The organism is Candidatus Protochlamydia amoebophila UWE25, from assembly GCF_000011565.2.
Classification (GTDB): Bacteria; Chlamydiota; Chlamydiia; order Chlamydiales; family Parachlamydiaceae; genus Protochlamydia; species Protochlamydia amoebophila.
On sequence record NC_005861.2, the window covers coordinates 2,343,570 to 2,370,400 of the forward strand.

At 34.5% G+C, this 26,831-nt stretch carries 13 protein-coding genes; 5 read left to right on the forward strand and 8 right to left on the reverse strand.

Annotated elements, in window-relative coordinates; genetic code table 11:
• Positions 1–182: 182 nt before the first annotated feature.
• A complete protein-coding gene (locus PC_RS09370) occupies positions 183–1,292 on the forward strand; it encodes a hypothetical protein (protein ID WP_011176497.1) in 1,110 nt (369 codons plus the stop codon).
• 204 nt (positions 1,293–1,496) lie between these two features.
• On the opposite strand, the gene PC_RS09375 is transcribed toward PC_RS09370, so the two are convergent.
• The 4 genes from PC_RS09375 to PC_RS09390 all read right to left on the reverse strand — a co-directional run bounded on the left by PC_RS09375 (position 1,497) and on the right by PC_RS09390 (position 9,502).
• Positions 1,497–1,916: a tyrosine-type recombinase/integrase gene (locus PC_RS09375; protein ID WP_011176498.1), complete on the reverse strand. Its 420-nt coding sequence runs from the start codon at positions 1,914–1,916 to the stop codon at positions 1,497–1,499.
• Between the two features lie 838 nt (positions 1,917–2,754).
• Positions 2,755–4,962: a BTB/POZ domain-containing protein gene (locus PC_RS09380; RefSeq protein ID WP_079890473.1), complete on the reverse strand. Its 2,208-nt coding sequence runs from the start codon at positions 4,960–4,962 to the stop codon at positions 2,755–2,757.
• Positions 4,963–5,510: 548 nt separating this feature from the next.
• Positions 5,511–6,968 carry a BTB/POZ domain-containing protein gene (locus PC_RS10175; protein ID WP_079890474.1) on the reverse strand — a complete coding sequence of 486 codons (1,458 nt, stop codon included), beginning with the start codon at positions 6,966–6,968 and terminating at the stop codon, positions 5,511–5,513.
• 554 nt (positions 6,969–7,522) lie between these two features.
• Positions 7,523–9,502: a BTB/POZ domain-containing protein gene (locus PC_RS09390; protein WP_011176501.1), complete on the reverse strand. Its 1,980-nt coding sequence runs from the start codon at positions 9,500–9,502 to the stop codon at positions 7,523–7,525.
• 877 nt (positions 9,503–10,379) lie between these two features.
• Here PC_RS09390 and PC_RS09395 point away from each other — a divergent pair.
• Complete coding sequence (locus PC_RS09395) at positions 10,380–13,814, forward strand: CHAT domain-containing protein (RefSeq protein WP_011176502.1); 3,435 nt, start codon at positions 10,380–10,382, stop codon at positions 13,812–13,814.
• 230 nt (positions 13,815–14,044) lie between these two features.
• Here the strand turns inward: PC_RS09395 and PC_RS11805 are convergent, their stop codons facing one another.
• Complete coding sequence (locus PC_RS11805; protein ID WP_011176503.1) at positions 14,045–15,505, reverse strand: M4 family metallopeptidase; 1,461 nt, start codon at positions 15,503–15,505, stop codon at positions 14,045–14,047.
• A gap of 202 nt (positions 15,506–15,707) precedes the next feature.
• Here PC_RS11805 and PC_RS09405 point away from each other — a divergent pair, with 202 nt between their 5' ends.
• Positions 15,708–15,860: a transposase gene (locus PC_RS09405; RefSeq protein WP_079890448.1), complete on the forward strand. Its 153-nt coding sequence runs from the start codon at positions 15,708–15,710 to the stop codon at positions 15,858–15,860.
• Between the two features lie 1,084 nt (positions 15,861–16,944).
• Positions 16,945–18,021, forward strand: coding sequence for a serine protease family protein (locus tag PC_RS09410; RefSeq protein ID WP_011176505.1), 1,077 nt, complete (start codon positions 16,945–16,947; stop codon positions 18,019–18,021).
• Positions 18,022–18,593: 572 nt separating this feature from the next.
• On the opposite strand, the gene PC_RS09415 is transcribed toward PC_RS09410, so the two are convergent.
• Complete coding sequence (locus tag PC_RS09415; RefSeq protein WP_044045284.1) at positions 18,594–19,775, reverse strand: hypothetical protein; 1,182 nt, start codon at positions 19,773–19,775, stop codon at positions 18,594–18,596.
• Positions 19,776–19,827: 52 nt separating this feature from the next.
• Here PC_RS09415 and PC_RS11605 point away from each other — a divergent pair.
• Positions 19,828–21,032 (forward strand): IS3-like element ISCpr2 family transposase gene (locus PC_RS11605; protein ID WP_181679061.1). Its coding sequence is split into 2 segments (ribosomal slippage): positions 19,828–20,152 and positions 20,152–21,032, totalling 1,206 coding nucleotides; the frame shifts between segments, so codons are not numbered across the junction.
• Between the two features lie 538 nt (positions 21,033–21,570).
• Here PC_RS11605 and PC_RS09430 read toward each other — a convergent pair.
• Together PC_RS09430 and PC_RS09435 are read right to left on the reverse strand one after the other, a co-directional pair.
• Entirely contained in the window at positions 21,571–22,551 is a 981-nt protein-coding gene (locus tag PC_RS09430) for a M4 family metallopeptidase (RefSeq protein WP_011176508.1), read from the reverse strand.
• 449 nt (positions 22,552–23,000) lie between these two features.
• The gene (locus PC_RS09435) at positions 23,001–26,825 is read right to left on the reverse strand and encodes an AAA family ATPase (RefSeq protein WP_044045285.1); all 3,825 of its coding nucleotides are present in this window, start codon (positions 26,823–26,825) and stop codon (positions 23,001–23,003) included.
• Positions 26,826–26,831: the final 6 nt, after the last annotated feature.

Consider the following 26,831-nt stretch of genomic DNA (forward strand, 5'->3'; position numbering starts at 1 on the left):
ACTTAAAGTTAGTAAGGAAGTTTTTTCAAGTTGGCAGTATTATTATCAATGCAATCAAGAGAGCTTGGGGAGAAACCTCTTGTTTATTTCCAAATGCATAATCGAATTTGTTAAGTTAATTTGTCCTCTTAACATTCTAGGCAAATGAATGTGGAATATTAAAAAAAGATAGGGGAAAAGTCATGCAAGTGTATCCAACAACATCTGTTTCTTCAGAAATTCATTATCATGTCCAAGAACAAAGTTTGAAGCATAAATTATCTTCAACCGCTGAAAAAATTATACAACTTAATCCAAGTCTACTCTTAGGTGAGTCTAATTTATTCAACTATGATTCGACAAACCACGCCATTGTGTTAGCACCCCAGTTTCAGAGTCTCTTAACATTACTCGTTCAGCTAGATGAGTTAGATTGTAAAGCTTTAACAGCAAATTGCTTGTATGATCTGAATTCAATTCTCCAGCAATCTCAAGGTATTCGAGGAGGCTTATTGCGTAAAGAAGGAACAGAAAGATGGCATTTAGAAGATAATCTTACTAAGCAAAAATACAGCCAAACTTTCAATGTATTATTACAGCAATTAGGTTTCGTTTTTCCAAAATCTATTGATAGTGAAATGACCGTTGATCACTGTATTGTTTTTGGAGCCCGTACTGAACGTATGGAAACACGAATAATTGAAACATTGTTTTATTTGCAAAACAACCTTAAAGTAACTGGGCATATTTTTTTATTAGGTTCTAACCGAAAATTAATTCAAGCAGAAATAGAGCATCTTAAAAGCAAGCTAGAGAAATTGGAGGAATCTCAAAGGAACTATTGGAGTGAAGTATTTAATGACCCTGAGCAAACTACTGAAGCAAATGCTTTTGTTTTTTTATGGAAATGCATTGTTCCTCAGCAAACGCACACTCTTTTAGAAGATAAGATTGTTGGCATTAAATCCACTCGAATTGGAAATTCTTATATTGAACAATTTGGACATCGTGCGACTACAGAGATTACAATCGAAGATTGGTTGACCTTCTATAAAGCCGGAGAGCCTCAAGCTATTTTTGCTCTCGCTGAACAACCTTATATTCGTTTAGCTGATCAGTTAAAATTTACAGTGCTTTCCAAAGGTAAAAAGGCCAATACAGATGAGCTAATAGAACGAATTAAGAACACAACTTTTTATTTTGCCTTTCCAAACTCAAGCTTTAGCCCACTTATAAGTGTGATATTAGACGAAATTGGCCGTAATGTATACCGGATTTCCGATACTTTAAAGTATCTTGAAAGTCTCGAGTAGTGTAGGTGCAGGATTCATACTTCACAGTTTGGCAGAAAATCTTTATTGCCTATACGCCAATAAAGGGCTGTAAGCTCCTTGGTAATTGACATTGCCGCTCTCAGTTGCGACTCTTGAATATCTTTCTTAATGTGTTACAAAAACATGCATAGCTCTTAGGATCAATGATCTCGTTCTTAACACTCATTCAGAACTTCTATGGTATTAAGTTAACTTTTTGCTGGCATTATCCGATCGAGCGGATTTATCGTAAGCATAGATCATCTCCGAGGAAGCATGTCCAGCAGTCACACGCATAATATCGCTGTCTTGGAACCCCTGCTGTTTAAGATAAATGACAGCAGATGCCCTCAAGACGTGCGAGGTGATTTTAAACGAAATACCGGCCTCTTTCCAAGCTTTGGCAAATGTCATAGTGACTTGATTGATCATCACAGGCTTTCCAAATCTCGTAATGAAAACATGTCCTTTTCTCTCGCCAATATGCTCTCGAAGCCTTTCCATAATGTCATCTGAATAGGTAATCACAGTCTCCTTGTAAAATTCTTTCATTTTTGACTGAGGAAAGGTGATTTTGCATTGCTCCCAATCAATTTGATAGATTTGCAGAGGCAAAACTTTCAATAAAAAGAGAAACCTAGCGACGAAAATAAGAATACTTTGTCCTAAAAAGATGGGGTTTTAAAATAGCTTTGAATGAGGTTCATTTTATTTTTTTAGCTGCCCTAAGTTATGGTTGGTTGATAAATTACGTATGGAATGTAATATATTCATTCTATCCAGATAGGCAAAAATGGTAAAATTTGAATCTTTTTTGATTGCATTCTCATCGACATTTTTATACTGTGAGTTAGCTAAATATTTATTTAAAGCGTCTGTGAGAGAGGGTATCTATTCTTTTAGACTGGAGATTGTTTAGCTAAATTTTAGTCTTGTTCATTGAAAGATTTTGTGACTATTTGCGGAATTGATAACTATCGTAGCTTTTTTCCAAGTCGAAGGTTAGTTGCCTTTATATGCTTTGCAAGCAACAACTTATAGAAATAAGAGTAAAAAAAGAATGATTGTCTTAATCAAAAACTATTTGCTTTGATCAATAATCTTACCGAGCCCTACTATTCTTTTCTCTATCTAATCCAACTTTTTCATAAAAATTAAAATTATATGAATTTTACTTCCTTTACTCATGCATTCTTCAAAATGCACTGAGTACAAATTTAACTGATTAGGATTCGGCAAAAGGTCTACGAACGCAGGGAGGGTTAACTTCATTTTTATCTATTTTTTAATATATTCTATTTTTTTGAAATTCTGCTCTTTTACCTTCTTCTTTTTCATGATAAAATGCCGAATTATTTAAGCGTATTTTTTGGCATTTACAAGCATAGAACTGTTTGTATAGTGCCTTCAAAATGAGCGGATATTTTTCTTAGATAAGCGTCTCGATGGGAATTAATAAAGTTTAATGAAATTTTATCCTTAAATTAGTTGAAGATGCTAAAGTTTTAAAACGTGCTAATCCATCATCGGTGAGATTCTTATATTGGGTTAATGCTAGATACTGCAAAGCTGTTAAAGTTCTCAGATGGGCTAATCCATCACCAGTGAGATTCTGACAGTAGCGTAGATCTAGGTGCTGCAAAGATGTTAAGGATCTCAAATGGACTAATCCCGCATCGGTGAGATTCTTATAATGGATTAGTGCTAGATGCTGCAAAGCTGTTAAGGATCTCAAATGGGCTAATCCGTCATCAGTAAGATTCTCACAGTAGCTTAGACCTAGATACTGCAAAGCCGTTAAGAGTTTCAAATGTACTAATCCTGCATCGATGAGATTTTTGCACCAACTTAAATCTAGATACTGCAAACCGGTTAAGAACGCTAAATGCGCTAATCCAGCACCGGTGAGATTAATGCAATATTTTAAATCTAGATGTTGTAAAGCCGTTAAAGGTGTCAAATGCGCTAATCCTGCATCGGTGAGATTATTGCAATCGCTTAAATCGAGATGTTGCAAAGCGGTTAAGGGTGCCAAATGGACTAATCCATCATCCGTGAGATTACGGCAATTTCTCAGATTTAGATGCTGCAAAGCCTTTAAAGGTATCAAATGAGCTAATCCTACATCAGTGAGATTTTCACAGTAGCTCAAATCTAGACGCTGCAAACCCGTTAAAGGTGTTAAATGCGCTAACCCAGCATCGGTGAGTTGCCAGCAATAGCTTAAATCTAAATGCTGCAAAGCAGTTAAGGGTGCCAAATGGGCTAATCCATCATCTGTGAGATTACGGCAATTTCTCAGATTTAGATGCTGCAAAGCCTTTAAAGGCATCAAATGGGCTAATCCTACATCAGTGAGATTCTCACAGTAGCTCAAATCTAGACACTGCAAAGCGGTTAAGGGTGTTAAATGCGCCAATCCTGCATCGGTGAGTTTATGATAACCGCTTAAATCTAGATGCTGCAAGCCTGTTAAGGGTGTCAAATACACTAACCCAGCATCGGCGAGTTGCCAGCAATAGCTTAGATCTAAATGCTGCAAAGCTGTCAAGGGCGCCAAATGCGACAATCCGACATTGGTAAGATTTTTACAGTAGCTTAGATCTAGATGCTGCAAAGCCTTCAAGGGCTTTAAATGGGCTAATCCAGTAGCAGTGAGATACTCACAAATCCTTAAATCTAGATGCTGCAAACCCGTTAAGGGTGTCAAATGGGCTAATCCTGTATCAGTGAGGTGATAGCACCCACTCAGATTTAGATGCTGCAAACCCGTTAAGGATGTCAAATACGCTAATCCATCATCAGTGAGATACTCACAAACCCTTATATCTAGATGCTGCAAACCCGTTAAGGGTGTTAAATGCGCTAACCCATCGTCCGTAATAGCCTGACACGCATTTAAATGAAGCACTTTTAAATTTTCACAATTTCTTAAAGTTAAAAGATGGGCATCGGTCAAATAATCATTGTTTGAAAAATTAAGAGCTTCTATCTCCTTTGAGAAAGGAATTATAATTCTTTCAAACTCCGCTAACTGAACAGCCTGGTTTAATAATTCGCTCACAACGGTGAATTCTAAATAGTTCTTTAACATATTTAATCGACATTGACGAGCGAAATTTAAAAGCTCTTTTAATTCGATTAAACTTTTTTCAGTGGAATTAAAGGGTTCAAATCTCCGTAATTTGTACCCATCAATTAACTGTTTTTCTAAGTTTTTCACTACTTCTGTCAGTTCATAATAATCGGCGAGTTGAATGGCAGAAGTAATCTCTTCTACAGGAACTTTAAAGTTAGCATCCAACAGGCAATTGAATAAAAGCGTAAAGTCTTTTTGTGTTAAATCGAGAGGATGCTGCAAGGTTTCTTGAAATTGCCCCGACCATAGATTCTTAAAGTAATGTGATTTTTCCCTTAACAAAGCTAGTTGAGAGTGAGTAATAGTCAGAGAAGTTCCCTCTTGAAAGCTTAGTTGAATTTTTTCAGATGAAGGTGAAAGAGCGGGAGCTGGAATCGTTGACGCACTAGTTTCTTCTAGATTAGGCAAAGGATTGTCTAAGGGATTATTTTCATCCACAAGAGGGTCATTAATGTCTTGAAGAGGATAGTAAGAAGGATCCGTTGTATTGACGAGGTAACTGTGACTAAATCCTAAATTAGAAATATTCAAAATGACCATCCCAATGAGTGAAATAAATTTTCATTTTATAGGTGTTTTAACAGTATAATATACAGATAAAAATCATGGCAATAGTCATAACCTAAAATAGGTAAGCACATTTAAAGAGAAAATTTCGTTTTACCAATGGAGAGTAAAAAACAAATAAGGACCAATATGGTTCAAACATAAACTCTCAGTTTTTGATCTGTAAGTGCCTTAATTCCATGAGATGATAGGATCAGGGAATAAACGGCTTATAAGATCTCTGATACAATTAAAGGGCATATTCGATTAGGAAATATATAGACGAGAAATTGCCGCTACTAAAATTAGTCTATAGACTTAATTTTAGTCCAAAGTACATTTTTGAGTGTATTTTTTGGCGTTTACAAACATAGAACTGTTTGTATAGTATCTTCAAAATGAGCAAGTATTTCTCTTAGATAAGTGTCTCGATGGGAATGGATAAAGCTTAATGAAATTTTATCCTTGATCTTCTTAGGATCATGCACTCTTTTATTTTCACCGCCAGGTTTCCCTTTTTATTGTAATTTTTTTTATTTAATAATTTTTAGATTGAGTGAAGTTGCTAAAGTTTTAAAACGAGCTAATCCCGCATCTGTGACTTTGTCACATTCCCTTAGATCTAGATGCTGCAAAGCCGTTAAGGGTGTCAAATGCGCTAATCCTACATCTGTGAGATTCCTGCATTGGCTTAGACCTAGATATTGCAAAGCTGTTAAGGATGCCAAATACGCTAATCCCGCATCGGTGAGATTCTCACAATCGCTTAAATCTAGATGCTGCAAAGCCGTTAAGGATGCCAAATGCGAGAATCCGGCATCGGTGAGATTCCAGCACCATTTTAGATTGAGATACTGCAAACCCGTTAAGGGCGCCAAATGGGCTAATCCTACATTGGTGAGATGATAGCATTTACTCAGATTTAGATACAGCAAAGCTGTTAAGGGTGTCAAATGGGCTAATCCCGCATCGGTGAGATTCTCACAATCGCTTAAATTTAGATGTTGCAAATCCGTTAAGGGTGTCAAATGGGCTAATCCTGCATCGGTAATTTTCCAGCAGTAGCTTAAATTTAGATGCTGCAAAGCCGTTAAGGGTGTCAAATGGGCTAATCCTGCATCGGTGAGATTAACGCAAAAGTAAAGATTTAGATGCTGCAAACTCGTTAAGAGTGCCAAATGGGCTAATCCATCATCTGTAATAGCCTGACACGCTTCTAAATGAAGCAATTTTAAATTTTCACAATTTTTTAATGCTAAGAGATGGGCATCGGCCAAATGGGCATTTCCTGAAAAATTGAGTGCTTCTATCTCATCTAAGAAGTGATTTATAATTCTTTGAAATTCGGTTAACTGAGAAGCCTGGTTTAATAAGGCGCTCACAACAGTCAATTCTAAATAGTTTTTCAAATCGTTTAATTGACATTGCTGCGCAAAATTTAAAAGTCCTTTTAATCCGACTAAACTTTCTTCAGTGGAGTTAAAGGGTTCAAACCTTTGAGATTTGTATCCATCAGTCAACTGTTCTTCTAAATTTTTTACCACTTCTGTCACTTCATAATAATCGGCTAGTTGAATGACAGAAATGATTTCTTCCAAGGGAATTTCAAACTTAGGATTCGTTAAGCAATTGAGCAAAAGCGTAAACTCTTTTTGTGTCAAAGTCAGAGGATGTTGGAGGGTTTCTTGAAAATTTCCTGACCAAAAAGTTTTAAAATAAAGGGATTTATCCCTTAACAAGGCTAGCTGAGAGTGAGAAATGGTTAGAGAAGTTCCCTCTTGAAAGCTTAGTTGAATTTCATCAGATGAAGGTGAAAGAGCGGGAGCTGGAATCGTTGATGCACTAGTTTCCTGTGTATTAGCCAAAGGTTTATTGTCTAAGGGATTATTTTCATCCAAAAGAGGGTCATTAATCTCTTGAGTTTGAGAGTAAAAAGGATCTGTGGTATGGACAAGATGGTTAGGATTAAACCCAAAATTAGAAATATGCAAAATGACCATCCCAATGAATAAAATACATTTTCATTTATAAATATTTTAACAATATGATGGATAGATAAAAATTATGGCAATATTAAATAAGTTGGAATAGGCAGTCAAATTTAAAGAGAAAATTTCATTTCATCAATGAAGAGTGATTAAAAACTAAATTAAGGATTAATATGATTCAAACATAAACTCTCAGTTTTTGATCTGTAAGTGCCTTAATTCCATGAGATGATAGGATCAGGGAATAAACGGCTTATAAGATCTCTGATACAATTAAAGGGCATATTCGATTAGGAAATATATAGACGAGAAATTGCCTCTACTAAAATTAGTCTATAGGCTTATATTTTAGTCCAAAGTACATTTTTGAGTGTATTTTTTGGCGTTTACAAACAAAGAACTGTTTGTATAGTGCCTTCAGAATGAGCAAATATTTCTCTTAAATAAGAGTCTCAATGGAAATTGAGAAACGTTAATAAAATTTTATCCTTTATTTTCTTAAGGCAAAGAACTCTTTTATTTTCACCGCCAGGTTTCTCTTTTTATTGAAAGTTTTTCTATTTAATAATTTTTAGATGGAGTGAAGTTGCAAAAATTTTAAAAAGAGCTAATCCAACATCCGTGACTCTGTCACATCCCCTCAGATTTAGATGCTGCAAAGCCATTAAGGATGTTAAATGCACTAATCCCACATCGGTGAAATTTCCGCAGTAACTTAGGTCTAGATGCTGCAAAGCCGTTAAGGGTTCCAAATGAACTAATCCTGCATCGGTAAGATTCCAGCACTGGTTTAGACTTAGATGCTGCAAAGTCGTTAAGGATCTCAAATGGGCTAATCCATCACCAGTGAGATTCTCACAGTAGTTTAGATCTAAATGTTGTAGAGCCATTAAAGGTGTTAAATGCACTAATCCCACATCGGTGAGATTTCCGCAGTAACTTAGGTCTAGATGTTGTAAAGCCACTAAGGGCCTCAAATGAATTAATCCTGCATCAGTGAGATTCCAGCATTGACTTAGGCGTAGATATTGCAAAGCCGTTAAGAGTTTCAAATGGCCTAATCCTGCATCGGTGAGATTTCGACATTGGCTTAGACTTAGAGCTTGCAAAGCGGTTAAGGGTGTCAAATGCGCTAACCCGTCATCCGCGACTTTGTCACAGCCCCTCAAATCTAGATGCTGCAAGGCCGTTAAGAATTTCAAATGAACTAATCCTGCGTCGGTGAGATTATTGCAATAGCTTAAATCTAGATACTGCAAGGCCGTTAAGGGTGTCAAATGGGCTAATCCTGCATCGGTGAGGTTATTACAATCGCTTAAATCTAGATGCTGCAAAGCCACTAAGAGCTTCAAATGAACTAATCCTGCATCGGTGAGGTTTTCACAGCAGCTTAGATTTAGATGCTGCAAAGCCACTAAGGGCTTCAAATGAACTAATCCTGCATCGGTGAGATTCTCACAATCGCTTAAATCTAGGTGTTGCAAAGCTGTTAAGGGACTTAAACGGACTAATCCTGTATCGGTGAGTTTATCACAAAAGTTAAGATTTAGATGTTGCAAAGCCGTTAAAGGAGTCAAATGCGCTAATCCTGCATCAGTGAGATTTCTACAATTACCCAAATTTAGATGCTGTAAAGCTGTTAAGGGTCTCAAATGGGCTAATCCTGTATTGGTGAGTTTATCGCAAAAGTTAAGATTTAAATGCTTTAAAGCCACTAAGGGTGCCAAATGCACTAATCCAGCATCAGTAAGATTACGGCACTCTTGAAGATGAAGCTCTTTTAAATTTTTACAATTTTTTAATGCTAAAAGATGAGCATCGGTCAAATGGGCATTTTCTGAAAAATTAAGTGCTTCTATTTCATTTGAGAATTGATTTATAATTCTTTGAAATTCCGTTAATTGGGAAGTTTGGTTTAATAATGCGCTTGTAACGGAAAACTCCAAATAATTCTTCAATGTATTTAATTGACAGCGATGCGCGAAATTTAAAAGCTCTTTTAATTCGACTAAACTTTCTTCAGTGGAGTTAAAGGGTTCAAATCTCTGTGATTTGTATCCAATGATCAGCTGTCCTTCTAAATGTTTCACTACTTCTGTCACTTCATAATAATCGGCAAGTTGAATAACAGAAGTGATCTCTTCCAAGGGAATTTCAAACTTAGGATTCATTAGACAATTGAGCAAAAGCGTAAACTCTTTTTGTGTCAAAGCCAGAGGATGTTGCAGGGTTTCTTGAAACTGCCCCGACCACAGATTGTTAAAGTAGTGTGATTTGTCCCTTAACAAAACTAGTTGAGAATGAGAAATAGTTAGAGAAGTTCCCTCTTGAAAACTTAGTTGAACTTCTTCAGGTGATGATGAAAGATCGGAAGCTGGAATCGTTGACTCACTAGTTTCCTCTATATTAGCCAAAGGATTGTCTAAGGGATTATTTTCATCCACAAGAGGGTCATTAATCTCTTGAGATTGGGAGTAAGAAAGAGTCGTTGTATTGACAAGATAGCTATGCCTAAATCTTGAATTAGAAATATTCAAAATGATTCTCCAAATGAATTAATTTCGATTAATTATAAATGTTTTAATAATTCGATAAAATTCAAATATAAACTCCTTAGCTTTTGATATAAAAATGCTTTAAGTTTAGATTGTCAAAAGGCTACGCAAAAGGATTTTTGTATTTTTGGAGACTGTTTTAGTTAGTAAAATAGTTGGATAGTCATTTTAGCATGACAATTTCCCTTCCCATACCTACAAAATATACATATCAAATTATCTTAAAAGCAAAGTAATGATTAAAAATGGCATTTTCTCTTTGAATGCTATAAAAATTGGGTCAGCCTTCTTAATTTAATCCTAAAAAATTTAGACTCCCACCGTTTTTCTTTGCATCTTAAACTCTCCTTTTGTTGTTTTCCCCCTTTAAATGCCCTTATCCCTATTTTAACTTCCCCTAGTTTATTGCAAAATAATAAAATTACGATAGCAAGACAAGAGAATAGCCTGGGCAGTGAATATGGAAGGGAAAAGCCGGATGACTAGAAAAAGAGTTTTTTAGCGATTTTTTTTGCTACTGATTTTCTATCACTCTCAATGCTTCTCTTTTTATTAAGAAACACCGGAAAATAAAAAAAAATTGAAGTAAATTTGTTCCCCCTATTTCGATTGAATAAATAAAAGGCCACCTCTTATTACTCCCATTCACAAAAAGAAACGGAAAAAGGTTCAGTAAGAATTTAACACCGGTTTTTTAATTACAGAGCAAAACTTTTCTATAGCTTTAAAGCCTGGTTAATCATTATTTAGCCAAATGACAATCTCTCTCGTTAAGATCTGCTGATCCATTTATAGTTTGACTACTTCTCTCCGTAAAAACAAAATATTATTAACAATTTATTCATTGGATAGGTGAGCTATGAATGTAAATTCAATTCAGTTTAGCACGTTATATAATTCTCTTATTTTCCAAAGCTTGCCCAAAATTCCCATATTAGATCATGTAAAAGGTTTAATTGAGGCCTATAAAACAAAATTCGTTACCGAAGAAAATATCATCATCAGTGCCAAATGGCTCATCGAAAAGATCAGTCAATTAGAAGATTTTAGTATCCAGCGTGAATGTTTCTGTCGCTTGCTAAAATTAGAGGTAGAAGAGATACAAAATTTAATAGTACGGGATGCAACGTCTTTTTTAAATTTTACAACAATTTTCTATGATATTCAGCATGAACAAGCCCAAGAGTTAATTGATCTCGAAAGAATCGTCAGTGAAATCATGGAAGCAAAGCTAACTTCAGGTCAATTTAATTTTCTGGTCCCTATTTGCATAATTTACCAACGCATACTAGAGCACCTATGGTTGCTTCCCTATCTTGAATTTGGCAATCACTGTTCAAATCTACTTGCCCAGAATAAAGACTCCATTCTAAACAATATGAAAGGATGGATAGAAAGCCTCTATCAATTAGCTAATGAGAAAAAAATTGAATTTTTTATTCCAAAAAACGTAGAAAATTCTGTTCTAAGGCTTTTTGAGCCACTATCTGAAACTGTCGCAAAAGAAATTGAGGAACAAAAATCAGCCATTCATAAAAATAGAAAATTACCTTTAGAGTTTTTAACAACCATGGCAGATTTTTACGAAAAACAAGGTGATTTTCCTTGTGCTATCTCCTATGCAAAAGCTCTTTTAGGAATTCTAACAAAGGAATTCCCAGAGATGTCACAAAATAAAGGGTTATTTAATAAAGTTAGAATGATTCATGAAAATCTTGCAACGTGGAACAAATCTCTTAAGCAGTATCAAATTGCTACCTATCACAGCAAAGAAGCATTAAAAATAACGGAAGCACTAAATGAGCTTCATGAAGTATTCATTTATTTAAAAAATATAGGCTCTTTTTATGCAATGCAAGGACAAGGTGATTGCGCGCTTTTTTTTTATAGTGAAGCTCAAACGATAGCACAAAATCTAACAGATCCTAAAATTAAAAGCCGAACTCTTGTTGATCTTGCAGAGGTTTATCTTTCCTTAGATAAGAATGAAGAGGCAGTTCAATGTTATCAAGATGCATTAAGCCTGACAATAGAGAGAATCGAACAAGCACACATCTACACTAGGATCGGTCACGCCCAAGCTAACGCCCAACGCTATCAGACAGCTGAAGAGGCTTATCACGACGCATTAAATATTCTCCCGCCAGACAACTTTCTGGAAGCAATAAAAATCCATGAAAACTTAGCCACATTATTTAATCATTTAGACAAATATGAAACAGCTATTTTTCATGCTGAAAAAATTTTAGAGCTAACGCAACATCCATCAGTTCAAATAGATGAATCACAAGTATTAAATAGTAAATTCGGGGCGTTGACAACTCTTGGAAAAATCTATACTACTATTGAAGATCGCAGAAAAGGACTTGATTATCACACGCAAGCTTTAAGTGTCGCTGAAAAATTAAAAACTTTTTCAGAATATTTAGGACCAGTATATACGAATCTCGGTGCTACATCTTACTATTTGAAAAGTGATTCTGAAAGCATAAATTACTATATTAAAGCATTAGAAATAACAGAAGATCGCCTTAAGCGAGCCAAACTTTTAATAAATTTGGGACATGCTTTTTACCGCTGTGGTAAGTTTTCTGAGGCTGTTAAACATTATAAAGAAGCCGTTGAAATAAGCGATAAAACAGAGATAAAAAGCAGCAGCTTTAATGGCTTAGGTTTATGCTACATAAATTTGGGAAACGAGAAGAAAGCGATTCAAAGCTTTGAAAATTTCGTTTGTTTATCTCAGGAGTTACGAAATCGCCGCAAAAAAGCAATAGGCTATCATAATTTAGGGGTACTATATAGTAAAACTGATGCTAGCCTAGCAAAGAAACATTATCAAAAAAGTATTGACGTTTACGCAACCTTACATCAAGAACTTAAAAGTCATCACCATTGGCAAATTATTTTTTTTGAAGAACAAGTAAAACCGCTTTTATGTCTGGAATTTCTTTTTTTACAACAGGCTAAAAATGAAAAAGCTTTGCAGATCACAGATTTTAGACGTTCGCGTGCCTTAGTTTCCGCTCCGACAGAAAAATTCCAATTTCAGAAAAATAACTCTTTTTTTTCTTCTGGGCTCACATCTCAAAACATGCAAGCCCTTGCTCACAAGATGAGCACTTGCTTGATCGTTTACTCTTTTGCTTCCGAAAATATGGACAGCATCACTATTTGGGTTATTCCTCCGGAAGGTAAAATAACCTGCCAGCAGCTGCCCTTAGGAATTTTGAAAGAAGAGTTTGAAGAAGCAACTTACGTTTTTCAAACGTTTCCTTTTATCATTGAGCCAACAGTTGCTAAAAGAAGACTCTTTCTTCGTCCAAAAAAAACTCGCGGCTCCACTACCCATGCTTTTTTAGATGAGTTAACCCGAGGAGATCCCGATGAGAGTACAGACTCTGCCGTTTTAAAATCTTTTAAAAATCGCCTTTCTCTTTGGTATGAAGCCCTTATTGCGCCAATTGAATCTTATCTTCCTAAAGACCCTCAACAAGTCGTCACCATTGTTCCAGACGGTTTTCTATCTCAAATTCCCTTCGCTGCCTTTTTAGATAAAGAAGGAAAATATTTCATAGAAAAACATCCCATTTCCATTGCTCCTTCCATTGAAATACTCAAATTATTAGATGAAATTCCTAAAAAATTCTCAATACATTCTCTCGTCATTGGAAATCCCACAACACTCTATTCAAAAGACTCGTTACCATTTGCAGAAAAAGAAGCACAAAAATTAGTTTCTCCTCTCCTTAAAACAGCTCCAGAAAGAATTCTCTTACAAAACAACGCTACTGTTCAACATGTTGTAGAAGGAATGCGGAATGCACGCTGGATTCATTTTGCTTGTCATGGATTGACAGAGGCAAAGCCGGAAGAAAAGCTTGATTCGCATTCTGTTTTTGAAGGGCTTTTCAAGCTCGCTCCCGATGAAAGCCATCCTCAAGGGTATCTCCATGCACAAGAAATTGCGGCGCTTACACTTCATTCGGAGTTGGTTTTCATGAGTACATGTTTTTCTGGCAGAGGCAAGCTTCACGGGGAAGGAAGCGTCGGCCCCGTCTGGTCCTTTCTTGCAGCCGGAGCACTGTCAACGGTGGCAACTTATTGGAGACTACCGGACAGCGATCTAATCCTTCAGATGGTTGACACCTTTTATCGCCACTTTTTGGGTATAGAGGTAAAAAAATTAAACAAAGCCCAAGCATTGCAAAAAGCCATGCTGATGGCCATTGCGCAAAAACGAGAAAAACCTCATCTATGGGGAGCTTTTTTCTTATCGGGACTAAGTGAATGAATTAGATAAAGGCTTTAAAATAGCCTGATGCTGAATATGGCTGCCAATTTTAAAATCATTTAATTCTTAAAGCGCGAAATGTCAGCAATAGAAAACTATAAAAGAAATGAAGAAAAAAATGCCTTGTTTTAAATTCTGGTCAGAATTTCGAATATAAGTAATCTGTATTAAATTTTAGCTATTGAGCTTTGACTTTTTTTTAAATCAGAAAAATTAAAGCTCAATATTTTTTAAAAGCCAGCATGCTTATATTCAGGAGTTTGAAATTGATCTTCTTCGGATTCTTCGTCATAAACAGTATTATCAGAGGTTGTAGATAAAATACCTACACCTGACCAGGCTTGTTGAACTATATCAGCCATTTCAAATTCTTTAGCTACTTCTATAGTTCTATGAGCGAATGTTTCAAAAGTTTCATTGCTTTCTAGTGTTCTATCTTGAGAAGCTCTAAACCAAATTTGGGCAATCATTCCCCACGTTCTACTACCTTCTGATTGACACGCTAAATAAAAAGCATGGCTTGGAATGCAGCTGTTATCATGCATATGGCCATAATCATTTTCTTCATCGTATCTAGGCAAATCTCGTTCATCTTCATCAAGATCTTGTTTGTAATTTCTCTTCCTAGTAGATGGAATAGATAGATCGCGAAGGTTCCCAACCCACCATGTTTTCCTATTCACTAAAATTTGTCCATTAATTAACCAAATTTTACTATTATCTAACTCTTGTGGCTTGAGCAGTTGCAATTTATGCTCATTTAAAACTTGAATTTTAGAAATGTTTAGCATTTCTCGATCAATTCGCTTAACTTCGCGTTTATTTGATTTTTGTTGCTCTAACAATTGAGATTTATGCCTTAAAATTTGAATTTCGCGATTATTTGCCTCATGTTGCGCGAGCGTCAGAAAACCACGCTTATTTAACTCTTGAATTTCGTGATTATTTGTCTTTCGAATTTTACGGATGTTTAGTACTTCTTGATTAATTTGCTGAATTTCGCGGTTATTTGATTCCTGCTGCCTAATCAATTGATTTTTATGCTCATTTAACTCTTGAATTCCGCGATCATTTGACTCTTGTTGCTTGACCAATTGAGTTTTATGATCATTTAATTCTTGTCGTTTAAGCTGATAATTATTGTCATTTTCTAAAATTTCTTTATCTATTGACCAATGTTTAAAAGCAATTCCAAATACATCCGCTAAAGATTCATCCAAGGCACCTGATTGCCCTTTGTAAGTGAGCCTTCTGTTCATGATGGCGTGAAAATATTCATGAGCGACCACTTCCTCTGTAACTGCAAAGGTATTGTTAAATTTGAACTGGCACACTTCGTTAATGGTTTCGCTAGAGCAACTCCACTGAGCATTATGTTCTTGCCAATTGATGTAAAGTTTAGCAATTTTTCCTTGACCATCAATTCCCCTAAAATTAAAAATGTTCTCAAAAAATTCGTAAACTTTCTTTACAGTTTTATAAAGTTCTGCAGCGACAGGATCACCAGAGGTTGCGCATTGATTATTTTTACAAATTTCTCGCCCACCACGTATTGTGTAAATCTTAATATCTGGCTCAGGATAATTCCATTGTATTCCATAGTTAGTTTTTATTTGGCTAGTGTCTGCTGGAGCATAAGTTTTACAAACAGGATAACGTTGCCCTGCAGGACGTAAGCTTGAATTGTTCATATTTTTTTTCCTATTTACAATGCATTTTCTACAATAAAAATATTTATCAATTAAATGTTTTATTTTCTGTTTGTGTATATAATAGGTTTAAATTATTGGATAGAATAAAATAAAAAAATTCTATTTTAGAATTGATGTTGCCCCGCAAAAAAGCCCAATAGAAAGCAGAAAATCATGCTATCCTTTAAAAAAGGAAAGCAGCATGAAGAAAAATTTCCCAGAAGAACCAATTACTAGAAACTTAAAAGAAGTTGACGCTGAAATACCACTTGCAGAAGTTTGTCGCAAGCACGGGGTCAACGCAGCTTCTTATTATCAATGGAAAGCAAAATTAAGTGGAATGGAATTTTTTTGAAGCTTAACAATCAAGAAATCCTGAAGTAGACGATAAGTTTAAAACATTTGTTGCTGATTAAGCTTTAGACATTATGGCTTTAAAGTGTTTTCTGTCAAAAAAGTGGTAAGCTCAATTGCTAAGCGAATTTGTGCTAACGCATGATGAAAAACTATCGATTTAAAGATGCGCTTTAAATTGTTGGTATTCCATCGATCAGTTGGGTGGTAGTTGTCAAAAAGGCAAGGGGAGATGAATAAGAGAAAGCACCCATTAAAGCAACATCTCTTGAAAGACCTCGATTTAGTTATCGACGTATTCATCTTATAAGAGGCGTTAAGATTAGCCATAAGAAGCTTTTTAAGCTTTATTGAAAAATAGACCTAATAATGGGTCAATGTCAATCACTATCTGACGATGCATGTTTCAAATAATTCTTAAATAAAGTTAAAGGCATTTAATGGAAGTTTTTTTTAAGGAAAAATAGCAATTTCGTTTAAGCAGCGGAAGTTAACGTTGTAGCGACCAAAGAAATTAACCATTTAATTTCCCTTGATTGCTCATTTGTGAGGGTGAATCTCATTTTTTTGATGTGGTATTGTGTTTTTAATTGAGTAGATAGGCGCCAAGATTTGAGAGCTCAAACCTCGCAATTGTTTTTAAGATTAGTACAGCCATTTTTTTAAAGATATCAATGAACATTTCATATAACATATTAGTTTGCATTCATCCAAAGATATAGCAATTAGTCTTCTTTGCATATCTAAAAACAAACTGTTTATATAAATTAATTAACCGCAAATTTTGCTTTGCTTTTCATGAAAAAAAGCTTATTTACGCAGATTTTTGAAAGATTCAAGATGTGTCAAATGGTTTGAATGAACACTTCCAAAATGTTGAAATTCTTATCATCTATTATTATCCCAATTTTAAAGTGTTAATTTTAATTTGAAATGTCATATTTATTTACTTTCACAGATATTTCTTTTAATTTAAAATTGTTAAAAAACAAATTTAAATGATTTAGTAATCAAAAAGTAAAAATAGTTAAGCATTAAATGTAATAGCCTAAAATTAAATAATTTTTTTTGAGGAGGGTATTAATATGTGGCCGATTTCCAGTGGCTTACAGCCTTATTCCATTCCTTACCCCGACAATAATGAGTTCAATAAAGCAGAAATGCGAGTTGGTGAATACAAATCGATGCAAGATGATACCATAAGAGCTTTTATAGACAATCTTTATTGTGCAACCTACCCTATTTACGGAAGCTGGGGTTCATTCCAAGGGAATTGTTTTGCCATAGCTCCAGATCTCCTACTGACATGTCGACACTGTTTAGAAGAAGGAGAAATCAGAGGAACTTTTGGAACAGGGAAACTTATTTTTGATGGAATTAGGTATTGTGGGCTAGATTTCGCTGTCTTATGGGTGGAAGGAGGCCGATTCAATCCAGTCACTTTAGATTCAGACAGCGATGTAGAGGAATCGATTCAAATGTATCATAAAACAGAAGGTTTATCTTTAAATAAGTATGTAAAGCTTTTTACTTCTGAGAGTAAACCTTATGCTATGCCAGGAAATTTTGTCTTTTCTCAAACAACAGATCCTGGGGAAACTGGAGCCCCTAGAATGTCTCTGCGGAACGGATATGTCAACATTATGCACCAGGGGAATGGTGAAGGGCTAACAATGAATGCATTTTACGCAATACTTATGCAGGCACAGAATGAAGGTAATGGCAATGCTAATTATATTCTTTCAAAAATCAAAATGGAGCATTTAGCGACAAGAATTGTAAATTGGTCATCTTTAATAATAAGATCAGGAGATATAAAAGAAGAGAAGCCAAAAATAAATGAAGATGTAAGGATTTGTGATCCAAATAATCCACGGAAAGTACTTGCTACATTTCATTGTAGAGAAGTAGGCGAAGGAAAAGGCAATAGGTGGATTACAATTCACAAGAAAGGAATAGCAAATTCTGAAATTACTTATGCAATCAGTCCCAACCCTCATGTTAATAAAACATACAAAAATGATGGGGAAAAAAAATTTTATCGAACATTGGCAGTATCAATAGGGACATATTATTTATCGAACAAGACTTACCCTATTGAAGGGGCTATTAAATTATATAATCAAAATTTTATTCTCACTAAATACTCAATTGATTTTTAATTTAGCTAAACTTGTATAACTAAGCTTAATAGATTTTCTATTTATGACATAAATAAAAAATCTATATATTTCCTTTATTTCCAATTCTTCCTTCATATTTTTTTATCCATTTTCTAAAAACTATAAGCTACTAGAGATTGGGAAAGAAAATAAACATAACGTTTTTTTAGATGCTCGAGTTTCCGCTAAAAAGTTTTTAGAAAACGCAGGAGTAAAAACATTTTGAAATACAAAAACTACATAGGATTTGTTTAATTTGACGAGGAAGTGATGATTTTTAATGGAAAGTCTTAAGGCTTCGAGATGTTATACTTTTCTTGGTAAAACTCTTGAAGAAATAAAACAAAAGTTTGAAACTTTTATTAAAGTATTTATTAATGCTGAATTAAATGATTTCATCGCTTCAGGCAAACAGAAAAGATTCAGTTAACCTAAGTCTAAAAGATGTTGAGTACATTTCTCTTATTTTTGTTTAGATACTTAAATTCAAAGTAGATAAGTAAAAAAGATTTATATCCCCTTTCCTAATAAAGAGAAGGGGAATAAGGCATTTTAGAGATACAAAAGACGCCTTAAATAATTCCGATTTGTGGATCGGCAGTAGCACTTGTGCGTGTTTCTTGTCTTTTAACCCAAGTGTAAGGTTCTTGTTCAGGATTTTTAGAATTTTGATTTATTCTAATTTCCATACCAATATTATGACTAGCGACTACGCAATTACCCACAGTTTGCTGAACACTAGGAGTAAAAACTTTAGAAAGTTTGAGTAAATGTTGCGTAGCTTCATACAAGACAGCTTTTCTCTCTGAATAAGTTACTATTAAGTCCACATTATAAATCTTATCTTTCGCTTTGTCTTCAGGCAATAAAGACGCAATGAGAATGTTTAATAAATAATTCTTTAATGGCTTTGGGTTTTTCTCAATTGCTTGAAGAGGTAATAAAGCAATACAAGAGGGATAGACATAATTTACTCCATTTATATTTATAAAAGGATGATAAGCAGTACTATCGCTCCATAAACCTGCATTGTCAACGCGAATTAAAACATTATCTTGCATACGTCGAAAACTCACATAAACACAGTGGTCTATAGAACCTGAACTATAGCTTACCTCTTCTTCATGCTTAAGGTTTTGGATAGCATTTAACATTAATTCAGCATGAGGATTAAAGTCATTTTTGATATCTTGCAAGAGATGATATAATCCATCTGGGTTTTCTTTTTCATTTTTAATAGCATCAGCAATGACTGATTCATAATTTTTTTCTACTTGTGTTACTTCGTTAGCGACTCGAAGAGTGCGAAGTTCTACACAAATTTCTTTTACAAGTCGTTGAGTCAATTCGGTACGCGGTGTGTTAATAGATGGATAAGAAAATTTAGGTAATTTGCGTTTGGAAATATCTTCATTAACTAAGCTCATTGTTAACCAAAAAAGATAACTAATGCGAAGAGGAAGAAAATCTGCTGTATTCCAGCCTGATAAATTGATTCCTTTTACAAATTGGCAGGATAATGAGCCATCTTCATCTGTAATACAAGAAGGTGGAGTATTGGTAACAACTCCTGCTAAATCTGCCAGATGTCCATGGTAAACACGATAATTACGTGGGTCCTTTCTATACGTAGTAATAACTTTAGCAAGCAATTCAGAGATATTTCGGTCAATCAAACTCTGTTCTTTTTGATGATCAAGGCATTCTAATTTTTTGGCTACCTCTTTAATGCGCTTTAGTGTAGTGCTCCCCAAATAAACCGGACCATCTGGCTTGCTTCTAAGATATAGGAGTAAGACTAGATTTATGACTAATTGTAAATTAATTACATCAGTAGAAAGAAGAAGACGATGGTCCTTAGAAGAAAAAAAACAGATTATTGAAAAAACATATCAAGAAGGTCAATCTGTTTCCCAAATAGCAAGAAGATATGATATAACACCAAGTCAACTTTTTGCATGGAGAAGGCAAATGGAACAAGGAGCACTACAAGGAATTAGCAGCCGAGAAGAACTAGTTCCCAAAAGCCAAGTGAAAGAAATGGAAAAGCGAATAAGAGAACTAGAGCGGATGCTTGGGAAAAAGACACTTGAAAATGAAATTTTAAAAGAGGCTGTAAGGCTTGGGCAGGAAAAAAAACTCATCTCGCGGCAGCCATTGCCAAGCTTAAGCGATTTAGCCTAAGGAAAATAGCAGAGGTGATGGAAGTATCAAGATCCAATCTTATAGAGCAGCTTAAAAAGCATTTACCTCATCAGCCAATCTTTTATTCTAAAGCGGAAAATGAACAGGTTTTAGCTTTAATCAAAGAGGTGGTTAAAAACAGGCCGACTTACGGTTATCGTAGGGTCCATGCGATTGTCAATAGCCTTCTCAAAGAGAAAAAACTTAAAGTCATTAATCATAAGCGGGTTTTTAGACTGATGAGGCAGCATCATCTTTTGCTACAAAGGCCAAACAGGCGTCCTAAACGCTTACATACAGGCAAAGTAGAGACTCTCTACAGCAATACACGATGGTGCTCAGACAGCTTCTCTATTCAATGCTTAAATGGTGATCGTGTTCATGTCGCCTTCTCGTTGGATACATGTGACAGAGAAGTCATGCGTTATATTGCCTCTACAATAGGTATTGATGGGCAGATGATTCGAGATTTGATGCTTGAGACTATTGAATATAGATTTGAACAGCCAAAAGCTAGAGTACCTCTTGAATGGCTCTCTGATAATGGCAGCTGTTACACGGCTAAAGAAACTGTCAATTTTGGTAGAATGCTTGGTTTAACCATTAGAACCACGCCACCTTATAGTCCAGAAAGTAATGGCATGGCAGAAGCTTTTGTCAAAACTTTTAAAAGAGATTATGTTTATTTCGGCAATCTGGCAAGTGCTGAAGCTGTTTTGCAGCAATTGCCTATTTGGATCGAAGACTATAACGTTAAAGCCCCTCACAAGGCTTTAAATATGCTCTCTCCAAGAGAGTATTTAAGGAAATTAAAAATGGCAGGCTAGCGGTCCGGTTTTATAGGGGCAACTCCATTTAGAATATCGTCGCATTCTTTTTCTAATGAACTAAGCATGGGATATGGCATGGGATATGGGGCAATAGATAGAACTGAAGTTCTGCTAGTAAGTGCATTCATATATTCTCTTTTATCAAGGATTAATGGAATTAAATTAATGTGCTGTTCTTTATTTATTAATTTAATATTTAGATAATCGCAACGCAAATTTGATTTAAGCGATAAATAAGAGAGAAAGCTGTCGCACGAATTAACAGACTAAATACGTTTAATTGGCATCGATAAAAAGTTATTTAGAATCACTAAATGCTTCTTATATATATTATAAGCAATACTATTCATATAAAGGCATTTAAATACGCTGAATAATACACTTTTAATTGAAAAAAGCAATCAGATGAATTTCCGATTTTACAAGCCATTTTGCAAGATTTTTATTGTCTGAATATTAGCAGTTTTGGGCTTTAATTTTTCTTTTCTTAAGACAAGAAAATTAAAGCCCAATGTTTTTTTAAGAGCCAACACGCCTATCGCCTGTGTTCGGGAGACTGAGATTGATTTCCTTCAATTTCTTCGTCATATTCATTGTTTTCAGAGGCAGTAGATAAAACACCTACATCTAACCAGGCTTGAAAAACTATACGATCCATTCCAAATTCTGTAGCTTTTTCTATCGTTCTATTAGCAAATGTTTCAAAAGTTTCATTGCTTTCTAGTGTTCTATCTTGAGAAGCTTTGAACCAGATTTGAGCAATGATTCCCCACGTTTTACCACCTTCTGATTGACACGCTAAATAAAAAGCATGGTTTGGAATGCAACTATTCCTATGCACATAGCCATAATCATTTTCTTCTTTATATATAGGTAAACCTTGTTTATTAAGATCTTCTTGGTATTGCTGCATAGACGATGGAATAGACAAATTGCGAAAGCTCCCCACCCACCAATTTTTAGGGCCCTCTAAAATTTGTTCGTCAATCAGCCAGTGTTTAAAAGCGATTCCAAAGACATCCGCCAACGATTCCTCCAATGCGCCCGATTCTCCCCGATAATTAAGCTTATTGTGCAAAATTGCATGAAAGTATGCATGAGCAACAATCTCTTTAGTTACTGCATAGGCATCGTTAAAAGTAAACCAACATACTTCATTGATGTTTAAGCTAGAGCAACTCCATTCTGCATTTCGTTCTTGCCAATTAATGTGAAGATTAGTAACAGTTCCCTGATCATCAATTCCCCTTAACTTAAAAACTCTCTCAAAAAACGCGTAAACTTCAACTACAGTTTTGTAAAGCTCTGCGGCGATAGGATTTGATGAAGCTTCACATTGATTATTTGTACAAATTTTCTGGCCATTGATTACAGAGAAAATTTTAATATCTGGATCAGGATAACTCCATTCTATCGCATAGTCAGATTCTATTTGCTTAGTTGCAGGATTCAATTGAGCATAAGTTTGACTAAAAGAATAATAATCTTGTCTTGAGAAAAATCTTGAAGGCTCCATATTTGTTACTCTCTATTATATTTATAAACAAATTTTGTAAATTAATTTTTTAATTAAATATTATGTCTTATTCTTTTTATGTTATTAACATCAATTATTAGTTATAAACAAAATGGTATAATTTTTATTTTAAAATTTGGTAAAAATTTTTTTATATAAATAAGATTAAAAAATATTTATTCCCTACATTTTATATAATGTTTTTTATTACCCCCTTTTATTATTTTAATAGTTACTTAATAAAATAAATTTTTATTTATGATTTATCCAAACTTTCATAAATAGCAAATATAATCTTGTCAGCTTCTTGATAGGCCCAAAATAAACTAATTTCATGACTTTCGGCAAAAATTGAATTAAACAAATTTGATTCCTTGTATCAAGTTGAAGCTTAGTTTATTTGCCGAAGAGCTTGCTAGTCTTAAAGATTCCTATGTTCTCATTGAAACCTATGAGTTTTCAAAATCATCTGCCTGGTAAAACATAAATTGAGCACCCTCTAAGTTAGCATCATTTATTCCCCCTTGTTCTTCTTTATCTTTTGCCGCTTGTTTATGCTTTAACTCTTCTTTCTTGCGTTGTTCATTCTTAGCAATATCATCTTTTATTTTGGCGAAAAAAGGAACAATCCCTGAATTTTCTTCTTCTTTGGATTCTATCTCTTTTTCTTCAACGATAGTTTTCATTGAAGAATAAATTTTTAATAAATCATTCGGAATTAAAATGCTTTGCATCATGTCCAAAATGCCAGCAAAATTATTGATAAGTTCATGGGGAATTTTTAATATTTTTTCATAGCATGTTTGCAAATTGTGCCCTCTAAAATAAAGCAAAAATTTAGGATATTGTAGTTCAGGTTCGGCAATTCTTTGATTTTTTAAAATGAGTTGCACATTTTCCCTCTCTTTACTATCCCAATCGATTTCATTTGATTCATTCATGATTTTTATATCACGTTGCTCTAAACAACTTACTAATTTAACCCAATCTTCTTTATATTTTTTGTTAGAATTTTCTTTTAATTTTTCAAAAAAGTTTTTCAATGTTTCCACGATATTCTTTTTGTCTCGCGTCCCTCTAAATAAATCTTTATTTATTTTATCGAAATGTAAAGTTCTTGAGACGTTAGATTCATCACGGTTTGTTTCAATTGTTTGTTCGAATTCCTTTTGTAATTCCCCTAAAAATTCTTTAAAAAAGTGAACGGCTTTTTCAGGTTCTTTTATAATTTGTTCTATCGTATCAAATAATTTTCCGAATGTCGTTTTATTTTCTAAAATTGCTTGACATATGTTTATTTGATTTTGGATAAAATTAGCTGAATCTGCTTTATCTTTATTGTTAGAATTTTCTTTTGATTTTTCAAAAAAACTTTTCAATGTTTTGACGACAGCTTCTTTGTCTTGTTTTCTTCCAAATAAGTCTTTATTTGTTTCATCAAAATATAAAGTTCCTGAGATGTTAAATACATCGCAGTTCGTTTTTGCAATTGATTGTTCGAATTCCTTTTGTAAACCCCCTAAAAATTCTTTAAAAAAACGAACGGCTTTTCCAGGCTTTTTTATCATTTGTTCTATCGTATTAGCTAATTTTCCAGAGGGCATTTTACCAATTAAAATTGCTTCACATACGTCTATTTGATCTTGGATAAGCTTAGCTAAATCTGCAAAATTTTGCTCTCTACACGCAAGAGCTTTTTCACATTCTTTGCGCAAATGAATATAAAAAGTATCAATGATTTGTTGGCAAAAATTAGAATCCCTCATCCGGTTTTCAATTGTTTCATCCGCCAACGGTAAAGATGGAAATAGAGCTTCAAATTTTTCCATACAATCTTTTACATAGGGCTGCAGATCAGAATCAATGCTAAAGTTTTCACGAATATAATTGAGGCACAAAAATAAGTGGATAGGATCCAAAATATAGTTTTCTATACTGTAGCGCTTTAAAGCTTTTAAATTTCTAGGAGCATCTACATGATTATGATTATCACCATCAATTAGACCGAAAACAAATGGGGATAAAGGTTCGCTAGTTTGCCCCGCTACTTTTTCAATAAGTGATTTGATGACACCACAACTAGAGAGATGATCCTGCTTTCCTGCACCATGCACCTTGAAAATTATTTGAGATTCTACCATACGCGTATCGTTTAATCGTTTCGCTAGAATTGAATAAAACTGTTTATCTTTATCTCCTTCAACAAACACCACTGCAAATGGCTCATTCACATAAACCAAATTGCCACTCAAAATATTCATTGCTTGTCTCTTATTTGCAACAGGCTTGATGGTGGGATTAAAATCAGGTGGTTCATTTTCTAGGATAAATAAAGATTTTTTGGGAACAAAACTAACCGTTGTCGGATTATGGGTTGTCATAATCACTTGGATTCCAAGTTCTGTAACTAATTTTGTTTTAATTACATCGATGACCTCTTTTACCATGCTCGGATGTAAATGCGCATCTGGTTCGTCTAATAAGATAACACTCTCTTTTTGAATATTACGCTGATCGAATCGCCAGAGAAGTATAAGAAGTACAATTCTTTCCCCTGAAGATATATTACTTAAAGGAACCGTCAAAGAATATTTCATCCAGGGAGCTGTGCTGGCAAAAGTTAAATTAACGTCCTTGAATTCACCATTATTAACGTTCCAGGCAAAGCTTGTTTCAGACAAAATATATTTAAAATTGCATTTAACTAAGTAATTGTTTATTTCCGCAAAAGTCCTTTTAACAGCCTCTTGTTTATCTTTTGTTTCGTTCAGCATCTTATCCAATAATTTATCAAATGCCAGCTTTGCCACTTGCTGAATTGAATTATAGTCTGCAATATGTGGTGTATTTCTTTTATTAAATTGATTTTTTAATTCACGATCAAAGATAGCAAAAGAAAAAGAATCGAAGTCTTTTTTATTTATTACTTGAAGAGTGGACTCGATGACCTCATCAAACAATGGTTGAGCAGAAGGAGTATTTGATCTACTTTGCAACAATTTATTTGCTGCATATTTGCTCAAGTCTCGAATTGAGTTTCTTAACTCTTTGTCCAATTTATCTTTAGATTTATCTTCTATGTCCTGTCTTAATGGTTTGAGCCCATCCGTATTTTGTAAAGAGCAGATTTGAAAATTATTGTTCGAGAGTTTAATCTCATTTTGTTTGCTAAAACATCCAAATAAGATCGCTTGCAAAAGATTTGATTTTCCTACCCCATTTTTACCTGCGATCACAGAAAACATAGGAATGGCTTTCCACTTAAAACCACCCGGTAAATTTTGGTAAGTTGTATTTTCTTTGACTTTTAATTCGCTCAAGTAACCTGGCTTTGAAAGTTTATATTCATTGGTAGGAGAATGTCCACTAGATAGAGTAGGTGTTGCTGGCATTTTTTTTTGGAAAGATAAGGTAGATGCTTGTGGTAACCTGCTATTTAAGGTAGACGCTTGTGGTAAACTGCTATTTAATGCTTTTTTAGCGGAGACAAAATGCCTCCCTAAATCTACAATAAAAATGTATGGTTTAGTTTTTTTTTCCTCAGGGATTTTTTGCCAAACTTGCCGAATTGTTTCGTCTCTTTGTTTAAACGTAAGCATATCGTTGAGCCCGCAAGCAGATTGATCTTGATTAACTGTTAAAATTCTTATTGAAATATCAAGAGCTCTTGCTAATAAGTCGCCCTCATCCATGACCTCTATCCAATTTCCGCTTTGCTTGATCTCTTCCACCCTATTTTTATTTTTTGGTCCTAACGGGGATCTCTCGTATTGACTAGCAAGCGTTTCTCTTAAATAAGAAATTTTATCTGATTGTTCATTTAGCAAGGTGATATTTTGTTCAGGTAATGTGTTATAGCTGTTTAAAAAAGCATGAAAAAAACAGTCGCCATCGGCTTTAGCTCCATCTAATTCAAATCCTTCACGATATAAATAAAGAGCAGCTGTATTTACGGCTTTTACCTTTTCAGAAGATATAATAGTTTTTGAATCTAGCCATAGTTCGCAAGCTATTTTCTTCTCACCCCATACCAATTCTTTGTAGTCTGCTTTAGAATACAACCTTTGATTTTCCGGTTTAGGTTTACTAGCAAAGACTTTTCGATAAATTTGATCCCATAGAGAAATATTTGTTCCGGAAGGAGGGGACAAAATGTGTCCTTCCCATAATTTACTCACCTGCTCGCATCGACACAAATCTTTGGATTCTAAAAATTTCCATATGTTAGTTGAAATTTGATCGTGGCCAAATAAAAAATCTTCCGTTGAATTCATGTTGAG

Bases quoted from the DNA above. Each gene is read 5' to 3' on its own strand.
- PC_RS09370 (WP_011176497.1), top strand. From the start codon at position 183: ATGCAAGTGTATCCAACAACATCTGTTTCTTCAGAAATTCATTATCAT.
- PC_RS09395 (WP_011176502.1), top strand. From the start codon at position 10,380: ATGAATGTAAATTCAATTCAGTTTAGCACGTTATATAATTCTCTTATT.
- PC_RS11805 (WP_011176503.1), bottom strand. From the start codon at position 15,505: ATGAACAATTCAAGCTTACGTCCTGCAGGGCAACGTTATCCTGTTTGT.
- PC_RS09405 (WP_079890448.1), top strand. From the start codon at position 15,708: ATGAAGAAAAATTTCCCAGAAGAACCAATTACTAGAAACTTAAAAGAA.
- PC_RS09410 (WP_011176505.1), top strand. From the start codon at position 16,945: ATGTGGCCGATTTCCAGTGGCTTACAGCCTTATTCCATTCCTTACCCC.
- PC_RS09430 (WP_011176508.1), bottom strand. From the start codon at position 22,551: ATGGAGCCTTCAAGATTTTTCTCAAGACAAGATTATTATTCTTTTAGT.
- PC_RS09435 (WP_044045285.1), bottom strand. From the start codon at position 26,825: ATGAATTCAACGGAAGATTTTTTATTTGGCCACGATCAAATTTCAACT.